This window comes from Roseibium album (assembly GCF_001404515.1).
GTDB classification, from domain to species: Bacteria; Pseudomonadota; Alphaproteobacteria; order Rhizobiales; family Stappiaceae; genus Roseibium; species Roseibium album.
In genome coordinates, this window is sequence record NZ_CXWE01000005.1 from 613,941 (window position 1) to 623,386 (window position 9,446).

Here is a 9,446-nt window from a genome sequence, read left to right on the forward strand (position 1 = left end):
TCCTTACCGGTCGGTCTTGATGATTTCCGTCATGGTCACACCCAGCTTGTCCTCCACCAGGACAACCTCTCCACGGGCGACCAGACGGTCATTCACGTAAATGTCGATCGCTTCGCCGACTTTCCTGTCGAGCTCCAGAACTGTTCCCGACGCGAGTTTCAACAGGTCGGACACATGCATCTTGGAATGTCCGAGCACGGCCGAAATCCTGACAGGGACGTCAAAAACGGCTTCAAGGTCGGCAGCAGAGTCTGCTGAAGGCCCCTTTTCGTCCTCAAGGTCGCGCTGTGGCGCCTCCAGTTCGTCAAGGGGAATACTGGTATCTTGTTCGTCGCTCATACTTCAGGTTTCCTTTCCGCCGAAGTCGCGGACATGCTGTCTGTCTTGGCAACACTGCGTGCGCGCAAATACGTCTTGATGCTTGTGTCGATCTCTTTTTCAAGCGCTTTACGGTCCCGTCTGATACCGCCGTCCGCCCATTCGATATGGCAGTCTCCGCGGTCGATCTCGGGTTCACCGAGAATGACAAGACGCCCGTCAAAGCCTTTTTCGTGCACGATCGGGTCCACCTGTGCCTTCAGCGCGTCGACGTCACCGTCCGCAATTCGGATGACCAGATGCGGTGCTTTTCTGAGCGGCCCAAGGCATTCTGACACCAGGGCGACGGTTTCCGCCAGCGGCTGACGCGCAATCAGGTGCGAACAAAGGCGTCTGGCCACAAGAAATGCGAGGCTTATGGCATCGTTTTCCTGCGCAGCCAGTTGTTCGTCGAGCGTTTCGACTATCTGTCCGACCACATCCACAAGCCGGTTTGCTTCCGCGGTCAGCAATGTCTCCTGCTTCGTCTGGAGATCCTGCAATGCCTGGACGCGGCCTTCCTCGAATGCCTTGGCCCTGGCATCCGCCAGCAGCTTCTCGTGATCGGCCACCGGGATCATCGGAATTTGCGGCTCCGGCGCCACAACCACTTCGGGCTCCTCCGGCGCGGTGAAGTCCATGTTGAACAGAAATTTCGACGGGTTGGTCATGCTGCCCATTGAGTTGTAGGTACCTGCCATCTGGCGCATCAGTAGATAATTTCCTCATCGCCCTTGGACTTGGAAATCATGATCTCGCCCTTCGCTGCCAAATCCTTGGCCTTGTTCACCATTCCTGTCTGCGCCTCGTCGACGTCGCGCAAGCGCACCGGTCCGAGCGCATCCATGTCGTCTTCCAGAAGCTTCGCCGCGCGCGATGACATATTGCCGAAGAAAAACTCCCGTGCCGGATCTGTCGAGCCCTTGAGCGCGATCGCCAGCTTGTCTTTTTCCACATGCCGCAGAAGGGTCTGACAGCTCGCTGCGTCCAGTTTCAGGAGATCGTCGAAAGTGAACATCAACGTCTTGATCCGGTCGGCCGCCTCGCGGTTGTCTTCCTCCAGCGCTGCCAGGAACCGCGCCTCTGTCTGGCGGTCGAAATTGTTGAAGATATCCGCCATCATCTCGTGGCTGTCCCGGCGCGAGGTGTTGGTCAGGTTCGACATGAATTCGACCCTGAGTGTCTGCTCCACCTTTTCCAGGACTTCCTTCTGGACAGCGTCCATCCGCAGCATGCGGCTGACCACCTCAAGAGCCAGCTCTTCAGGCAAAATACCGAGAACCCGTGCGGCGTGGTCGGAATTGATCTTGGACAGGACAACCGCCACGGTCTGCGGATATTCGTTCTTCAGATAGTTGGCGAGAACATTTTCCTGAACGTTGGAGAGTTTCTCCCACATGTTACGTCCGGCGGGGCCTCGAATTTCTTCCATGATGACCGACACCTTGTCGCCGGGAAGGAAGTTCGCCAGCAAGCGCTCGGTAGCATCCACATTCCCGGTCAGCGAGCCTCTGGAGCTGACCCGGCGCACAAAGTCCTTGAAAAGATTTTCCAGCATGTTCGGCGTGACAGGTCCAAGATTGGCCATTGCCGCTGAAACCTGACGAACCTCGATCTCATCGAGCTTTTCCCAGATCGGGGAACCATGCGTTTCTCCCAGCGCAAGAAGCAGAACCGCAGCCCGTTCCGCTCCCTTGAGCTCACGCTCTTCCTCGTCCGAACTGATCGTCAGGTGTTGTTGAAGTTGATCACTTGACATCAGGCTGCCTGCTCATCCAGCCAGCCGCGGACGATTGTCACCGCTTCGGTCGGATGGTCCTTGATCATGTCGCCAACTTTCGAGATCGAACTTGCCTGCATTGCGCCTTCCTGCCGCGCCTGCTCGAGCCACTCGATCACGAATTCATCTTCCTCGTCTTCTTCCTTGGGCACTTCCGTTTCAACCACCAGAGTGCCATCCGGGCCGATCATCAGTTCTTGCGGTTGTTTTTCTTCAGGCGTCACGATCCGGCGCAACAGCGGACGGACGACGAAAAGCAACAGCAGGATTGTGATCAGGAAGAGAACCCCCAGCTCGGCAAATCGGATGATGTCGTCACGTGTGAAGTCGAACAGTCCGTTGCTGTCCGCCATCAGATCGTCCTGTGGCGGCAGTGCGAATTGCAGGTTGACGACCTCCACGAGATCGCCCCTGTTCTGGTCGAAACCGACAGCGGAACGGACCAGAACAGCAATCCGGTCGAGTGTTTCCTGTGAACGGGGCGTGTAGACCGGGGCGCCGTCGCCATCGGGCTGATAGGTACCGTCGACAAGCACCGCCACCGACAATCGCCTGACCTGACCGGCTTCCACGACTTCCGTCCGCGTCGACCGCGAAATCTCGTAGTTGACGACTTCCTCAGTCAGTGACGCCGTATCGCGGCCTTCTTCACCTTCCTGCGCCTGCGCATTGGGAAGCTCGTTGCCGACGGTTACCTGTCCATTCCTGCTTACCGACGATGTCGCTTCTTCCTTTGTCTGCGTGGAACGGACGACCTGACCTTCCGGATCGAATGTTTCGGTTGTTTCCGTCAGACGGTTGAAGTCGACTTCTGCATTCACGCGGACACGCGCCCGCCCGGGCCCGACAACGGAATTCAGGATCTCCTCGACCTGATTGCGCAACCGGCCCTCAATGGCGGTCGTACGCTCCTGCAGCGAGCTTGAAATCATGCCATCTTCATCACCGCCCGCTCCGGACGCCAGCAACCGGCCGCTTTCGTCCACGATCGACACCCGGTCCGGATCCAGCCCGTCAACCGCTGTCGCCACGAGGTGTTGAACTGCACGGATTTCGCCCGGGCCAAGCGCCCCGCGTACATTCAGGACAATCGACGCCGACGGCGGGCGGCGATCCCGTTGAAACAATTGACGCTCGGGCACAACCAGATGCACGCGAGCATTCCGGATCCTGTCGAGCGAACCGATCGTCCGTGAAAGCTCGCCCTCCATTGCCCGCAAATGGTTGATGTTCTGAACGAAACTGGTAGCTCCCAGTGTGTCGCTCCGGTCAAAGATTTCATAGCCAATCGAACCGCCCGTCGGCAATCCTTCGGCCGCGAGCTGCATCCGGAGCATGGCTACCTGCTCCTTGGCAACAAGAATGGATGCACCCTGGCGCGCAAGTTGAAACTGGACACCCTGGCTCTCGAGCTGCGTCACGATCGCCGCCGAGTCCTCCAGGGTCAATTCGTTGTAGAGCGTCGTCATCTGCGGGGACGTAACGCGAAGAATGATGAATGCGAAAACGCCAACCAGAATTGCGGCAACAGCACCCATCGCCGCGATACGTGCCGGCCCAAGCGTTTTTATGAAATCAATTAATCCGTTCACGTATGCCCGCCCGCATCAGAAGCATGTCTAAGCCGTTTATTATTGGAGTCGGCCAGACACGCCACACCCTCGATGGGCAAAATTTGCCGCCCAGAGGGTTAACAACTGGTTAACGGTTTGGTTGAGAATTATACGGAACGGCTGTTTTCTGCGATTTTCCGGATTGCAAAACGCAAGTGAAGTGGGGAAAAACTGCCTAGCTCATTAATTTTTGGATAAGTTTTCAGATCAAATCACACAAATAAAAAGGCCGGCAGTGCCGGCCTTTTCGGGCGCATTCAGGAATACGCCTGTTTACAGTTTTCGACTAGAGTTCAGCCTCTGTATTGCTGTATGCGCGTGGCCCTAAGCCCGGCCAGTCCATGTTTTTCGATTGAACTCTGCCAGGAGAGGAACTCCTCAACTGTCAAAGTGTATCTCTGGCACGCCTCTTCCAGCGACAGCAGGCCGCCGCGAACAGCGGCAACAACTTCAGCCTTGCGACGGATAACCCATCGCTTTGTGGATGTAGGAGGTAGGTCTGCAATAGTAAGCGGACTACCATCCGGGCCGATGACATATTTTACACGCGAACGAATTTGTTCGGTCATTGTACTCTCACACTAAACCATGACCAAGGTGAGAGGAGACTACTAGACGACGCTTAACAAACGACTAAAGCAAAGTTGTGTTTTTATTAACTATAAAATCGAAATTTAGTGAATGATATTTAGGAACTTGCAAAGATAACCACTAAGAGTTTTAACGTTAATAGATGATTTTGTTAACCATGATTACTGCCTCGCGCAAATTGCAAGGCAAAACGATGAAACGCGAAACCGCGCACGGCTTCACCCATTGCAGAACCGCCCGAAAAAACCGGCTCAAAGCACAAAACCGCGCCGTTTTTCCTCAACGGCGGGCAATTGCATCGACTTTTTGATTGGAATTGCAGCCATCAGGCCCGAATTGCAGGCCTTTCTTGTCCCGGAACAGCATTGAGACTGCGGGCGCACTTGATGGAATAGGACCAGCTCTAGCTCGGTGCGGAAACGGAGGTGACGGACGAGACCGGGATCTTCTGCCCACCGACATTCAGGATCACCTCATTCCCGGAAAGGTCAACGCTGTCCACGACACCTTTTGTTTCGATGAGCACGTTTTCACGATTGCCGTCGGCGTCTTTTACGTCAAAGGCAATTGTATAAAGTCCGTCCGCAGCCTTGCCACCGGCGGTCAACTGCCCGTTCCAGGAGATGGTTCCCTTTCCGGCCTGCAGGTCCGCGTCTCCCCGATAGACCATCAAGCCGCTGGAATTGTAGATCTCGTATGTTCCCGTTGCGCTGCCGCCGAGTTCATAATCCCAGCTTGCCTGGCTACCGGAAAGCGTAGTGGTAGACGCGTCCGCAACCACCTCGTTTCCAATGTAGCTGACATAGCTCATGCTCATGGTGCTGCTGAGCGAGGCAAGGATCTGCTCCAGGTTCTTGTTTTGCTGGATTGATTGCTCGACATTGGAATACTGGACCAGCTGATTTGTATATTCAGCAGAATCCATCGGGTCCAGCGGGTCCTGGTTCTGGATCTGGGTGGTCAGGATGCTCAGAAACAGTTCGTAATTCGCCATGAGGCCGGACTGGCTGGCCGTACTGCTGCTTTGCGCCGCCGTAGTCGTGCTGGAAGATACTGTCGTCACGCCTTAACTCCCCGGATGGCAAGCCATCCTCGTTCTCAAATCTTCAGATCAAGTCCGCCCGGCCGAGACGCGAGCGTCAACCGGACAATGTCTTCGGTATCCTCAGGTTCAGCCTCTTCCTGACCCTGATCCGTTTCAGCGGACTGGTCGGACTGGCCGTCATCTGAGGCAAAATCACGGCTGCCATCCTGTTTCAGGGAGAATTGCAGGTTTTCAGAATCTGCATTCAATCCAGCCGCCTCAAGCGCACGTTCCAGACCACGTTGGTCGCGAAGGAACATGTCCAGTGTCTCCGGGCGCTCCACGATCAGATGTGCATGGACACCGCCGTCCGCGCCGACCCTCATATTGACTTCAACACGGCCCAGTTCCGGCGGGTCGAAGCGCATCTGGAAGCGGGTCTGCCCATTCTTGAGATTTCGCGCGATCTCGGCAGCAACCTGTGTCGCGACCTGACCTGCTTGCGCCTGCGTCGGCACCTGCAGGCTTTCTGTCCTCATGGCACCCATTCCATCACCGCCACGCACCGTAGCACCGAACTCGGTACCAAGGCTCGCATCCAGTGGCTGACCGCCAGGCTGAAACTCCTCGGCGGCGAACTGGGATGCAAGGAATGCCGCGGCAACCGGAGTGCCGCCGGCAGGTCTGGGATCCACCCCACTCGCCGCAACCTTGCCAGTTGCCTCCGTTCCTGCGGGACGGTTGCTGCTTTCGGCAGCTCTTTCAGTACCCACGCCAATGTGAGCCGGTTTGACATCCTTGCTTGCGGCATCCTCTTCCGGCAGAACCGGGTCGGCGGCAGCTTCTTCAAATGCCGGAACGGATTCAGGCTGCCCCTGTGCTGGCACCTTCGGCACGGCAGCGATGCCCGAGGGTTGCGACACCACCTGGACTTGCGGAGGGCCGGAAACCGGCTTTTCAGCAGTTTCGGATACGGCCGGAGCCGCAGCAACCTTGACGACCCCGGTCTCCGAACCGTTTTCGCTGTCATTGACGGTCTTGTTGATAGCCGGAACAGGTCCCTTTGCAACCCCGTCAGAAACGTCGATCCCGGCCGATGCCGGTGAAATGGCCCTGGCGGCTTGTGCCTGCGAGGCGGAACTGGCAAGAGCGCCGGTTTCGGCGGAAACGGGGACCGTCGAAGAAACCTCCTGCCGGGTCGGGGCAACGGACTGAACAGGCGTCAAAGCAGGAGCACGCAATTCGCTCGGCAATTCACTTTGCCAACGGCGCACGACCTGCTTTACGGGCGGGACCGCGGCATTTTCGGTCATGACAGGCTTGGACTGCACGGCGGTTTCGCCGTCCGTCTCCGCCAAAGGCGCCCTTGCCGATGCACTCGGTCCGGCGACGTGCCGGGAGACCTCCTCGGAAGCTCCCTCGAAGAGCGGAGCTTGTACGGACGCCGTCTTCACAGGCTCTGCAGACAATTCGGGAACCGTCGCAGCACCCTGAGACGGGACCGCCGGCAGAGAAACTCTCGCAGACTGGGTGGGCAATTCGGAACGGTTTCTTCTAAATTCGCTTTCAACCTCATCCTCGACACGACTTGAGACAACGGTCTGCACTGCCGCATCAGCCGGTGCCCGCCCACCAATCGGGTCGGCGGACTGAGCCGCACTTTGAGGCGAAACCACAGCATTTGCCGCCGGTTGAGACACGTTCTTGAAGAGCTGGTCTGAAGCAGGTGTACCAGCGGCCTTGACAGTGGGAACAGTCGTGCTTCTCGGAGCAACACCGGCAGCGGGAACTGCCTCGCCGGCGAGAGCAGCAACATTGGCGGCCGCCGCGCCTCCCGCAACCGGGGCAGCACCTGCCTGCCTGACCGCTCCTGAAACAGTGCCGGAAGCAGCAGCAGGCACCGCAACCAGATCATCCACGGCAGCAATATCATCTGCAGGTCCTGCAGGGACTGCCGGCAAGTCCGATTGGCCATTGCCACCAGGCACTATGCCTATATTCGGTTTGACCTGCTGAATATCGACTTCAAGGGGCACTGCAAACGAGCCCGAAACGATTTCAGCGTTTTCAGCTCCCGCCCCTTCCTCGCCGGCAATTTTTTCAGCAAATGCGCCGAGCTCCGTTTCAAATCCGGATTTGCCCGCAAGGTCGCCGTCTGCCTTGACCATGCCAGGCAAACCAAGTGCTCCCGCAGCAGCAGACCCGGTCGGCACACCGGTAAGTAATCCAAATGGCAGCAAATTCGCCCCCGAAATCTTCGCCCACATGCAGGGCACAATACGTCGCCAATATGAAAGCAAGCATCGGGCCAGTTTTGTGAACTGTCTTAAAGTATTGATTTAACTAGATTTCATAAAAACAAGGTCGCTGTTGAAACGCCTTTTGGGCGGCAAGCTTTGCCGGTCGGGCAAAGCATGCCTGCTCCGCTTTCACAGCAATTGGCTTCCCAGGGACATATCTGTATAGTGCCGCCAAATTTGAAACGCCCGTGAGGGTGCGCTGCTTTTGAGACATGCGCAAAGAGCCGAGCCTTGACAAGGCCTGCCACCAAAGCGGAAACGACTTCTGGAAGTGTTGAAAAATGCGAAACTGTCTCGATCTACCCGGTCGCCCGGAAGACACGCGTGTTGTCGTCGCCATGTCCGGAGGCGTCGACAGTTCGGTGGTTGCCGCACTGATGAAGGCGCAAGGCTATGATGTCCTCGGCGTCACTTTGCAGCTTTACGACCACGGCGCCGCCGTTGCCAAGGCAAAGTCCTGTTGCGCTGGCGTCGACATTCACGACGCTCGGCGGGCTGCCGAAAAGATCGGCATTCCGCACTATGTGCTGGACTACGAAAGCCGTTTCAAGGAACAGGTCATGGACCGGTTCGCGGACAGCTACATTGCCGGTGAAACGCCCATACCTTGTGTTTCGTGCAATCAGACGGTCAAGTTCACCGACCTTCTGAAAACCGCCAGGGACCTCGGCGCCGATGCCCTGGCAACCGGCCACTATGTCCGGTCCGCCCAGATGGGCAACAAGCGCGCGCTCTACCGGCCTGCCGACCTCGATCGTGACCAGAGCTATTTCCTCTTTGCCACAACACAGGAACAGCTCGACTTCATTCGCTTCCCGCTTGGTGGCATGCCCAAGGTCAAGGTACGCGAACTGGCGGCGGAGTTCGGGCTGTCGGTCGCCAACAAGCCGGACAGTCAGGACATCTGCTTTGTTCCCAATGGCGATTATGCCGAAGTCATTCGCAAGCTGCGTCCCAACGCGGCCGAGCCGGGCGAAATCGTGCATATGGACGGACGCGTTCTGGGAAATCATGACGGCATCATCCACTTCACGATCGGACAGCGCCGTGGCATCGGTGTCGCAACCGGCGAACCGCTGTATGTGGTGCGACTGGACGCGGACCAGCGGCGCGTGATCGTTGGCCCGCGCGCGGCACTTGCGACCAGGACAATCCTGCTGCGGGAAATGAACTGGATCGGCGATCAGCCCCTTGACGAGGGAGACGAAATCGAGCTTTTCGCCAAGGTCCGCTCGACACGTCCGCCGGCCCCGGCAACGTTGCGTATTTTGAATGGCAAGGGCTTCGTCGATCTCGCCAATGGCGAAACCGGTGTTGCCCCCGGCCAGGCCTGTGTCTTCTTCGACAGCGACGATGAAACCGCACGGGTTCTGGGTGGCGGCTGGATCCACAAGACCGAACAATCCGGTGCATGGACCGTTGATTTTCCACAAGCAGAAGCCCCGGTTTCCGCAGCTTGAAGTCAAACGGAAAAGATTGCCCGCAGGCGCGGATTCTATTCTTGACGCCTGCCCACAGCCTCACTATAAGCACCCCACGTTGCGCAGGCCCAACCTTCGGCAGGCGCGTGATGGCGGAGTAGCTCAGGTGGTTAGAGCAGCGGAATCATAATCCGCGTGTCGGGGGTTCAAGTCCCTCCTCCGCTACCAATTTCAGCCAAGACGATCCAAGTTAATCAAGTATCACGCACGGAGCGGATGAACTAAGCGTTCAGCCACCGTTTCAGTGTCCGGGTTCAGCGCCAATGAGACAAATTCGGCTTAACGGATAGAGGAGGATTT

At 57.4% G+C, this 9,446-nt stretch carries 8 protein-coding genes and 1 tRNA gene; 2 read left to right on the plus strand and 7 right to left on the minus strand.

Annotated elements, in window-relative coordinates; all coding sequences use genetic code 11:
* Positions 1-3: 3 nt before the first annotated feature.
* From fliN to LA5095_RS19750, 7 genes are all read right to left on the minus strand, one after another.
* Positions 4-339, minus strand: coding sequence for a flagellar motor switch protein FliN (gene fliN / locus LA5095_RS19725; protein WP_055117951.1), 336 nt, complete (start codon positions 337-339; stop codon positions 4-6).
* The gene (locus tag LA5095_RS19730) at positions 336-1,067 is read right to left on the minus strand and encodes a FliH/SctL family protein (protein WP_055117953.1); all 732 of its coding nucleotides are present in this window, start codon (positions 1,065-1,067) and stop codon (positions 336-338) included. Before LA5095_RS19730 ends, fliN begins: the two co-directional genes overlap by 4 nt.
* Complete coding sequence (fliG, locus tag LA5095_RS19735; RefSeq protein ID WP_029065174.1) at positions 1,067-2,116, minus strand: flagellar motor switch protein FliG; 1,050 nt, start codon at positions 2,114-2,116, stop codon at positions 1,067-1,069. Before fliG ends, LA5095_RS19730 begins: the two co-directional genes overlap by 1 nt.
* A complete protein-coding gene (gene fliF, locus LA5095_RS19740) occupies positions 2,116-3,729 on the minus strand; it encodes a flagellar basal-body MS-ring/collar protein FliF (RefSeq protein ID WP_082442898.1) in 1,614 nt (537 codons plus the stop codon). Before fliF ends, fliG begins: the two co-directional genes overlap by 1 nt.
* A gap of 314 nt (positions 3,730-4,043) precedes the next feature.
* Positions 4,044-4,319: a CtrA inhibitor SciP gene (gene sciP / locus LA5095_RS32100; RefSeq protein ID WP_029065927.1), complete on the minus strand. Its 276-nt coding sequence runs from the start codon at positions 4,317-4,319 to the stop codon at positions 4,044-4,046.
* A gap of 425 nt (positions 4,320-4,744) precedes the next feature.
* Positions 4,745-5,404, minus strand: a complete 660-nt coding sequence (locus LA5095_RS19745; RefSeq protein ID WP_055117957.1) for a flagellar hook assembly protein FlgD — start codon at positions 5,402-5,404, stop codon at positions 4,745-4,747.
* Between the two features lie 35 nt (positions 5,405-5,439).
* Complete coding sequence (locus LA5095_RS19750) at positions 5,440-7,632, minus strand: flagellar hook-length control protein FliK (RefSeq protein WP_055117959.1); 2,193 nt, start codon at positions 7,630-7,632, stop codon at positions 5,440-5,442.
* Between the two features lie 314 nt (positions 7,633-7,946).
* Here LA5095_RS19750 and mnmA point away from each other — a divergent pair, with 314 nt between their 5' ends.
* Together mnmA and LA5095_RS19760 are read left to right on the plus strand one after the other, a co-directional pair.
* Positions 7,947-9,125, plus strand: a complete 1,179-nt coding sequence (gene mnmA / locus LA5095_RS19755; protein WP_055117961.1) for a tRNA 2-thiouridine(34) synthase MnmA — start codon at positions 7,947-7,949, stop codon at positions 9,123-9,125.
* Between the two features lie 112 nt (positions 9,126-9,237).
* Positions 9,238-9,314: transfer RNA gene (locus LA5095_RS19760), tRNA-Met, on the plus strand.
* Positions 9,315-9,446: the final 132 nt, after the last annotated feature.